The sequence below is a fragment of the Heliobacterium chlorum genome (assembly GCF_014502795.1).
GTDB lineage: Bacteria > Bacillota > Desulfitobacteriia > Heliobacteriales > Heliobacteriaceae > Heliobacterium > Heliobacterium chlorum.
The window spans coordinates 1-438 of the sequence record NZ_JACVHF010000172.1 but is presented as its reverse complement, the minus strand read 5'-3'; the positions used below and the strand labels follow the sequence as shown (position 1 = coordinate 438).

The window sequence follows — 438 nt, the reverse complement described above, 5'->3', positions numbered from 1 at the left end:
GACCCGTGGATACCCGAATGGGGCAACCCGTCCGGAGTCATATCCGGACATCGTACACTGAATCCATAGGTGTATGAAGCCAACCCGGGGAACTGAAACATCTAAGTACCCGGAGGAAAAGAAATCAAGCGAGATTCCCCCAGTAGCGGCGAGCGAACGGGGAAAAGCCTAAACCGTCTCTACGGAGGCGGGGTTGCGGGACCTTCATCACGAACGAATCATCCTAGTCGAAGCGGCCTGGAAAGGCCCGGCACAGCAGGTAACACCCCTGTAGGCGAAAGGACGAGCCATTCCGAAGGGATCCCAAGTACCGCGGGGCACGTGAAATCCCGTGGGAATCCGGGGGGACCACCCTCCAAGGCTAAATACTCCTCAGCGACCGATAGTGAACCAGTACCGTGAGGGAAAGGTGAAAAGCACCCCGGAAGGGGAGTGAAA

At 57.3% G+C, this 438-nt stretch carries 1 rRNA gene; it reads left to right on the top strand.

The annotated features are described in order from the left end of the window. Positions 1-438: ribosomal RNA gene (locus H1S01_RS20850) — 23S ribosomal RNA — on the top strand; the annotation flags it as partial.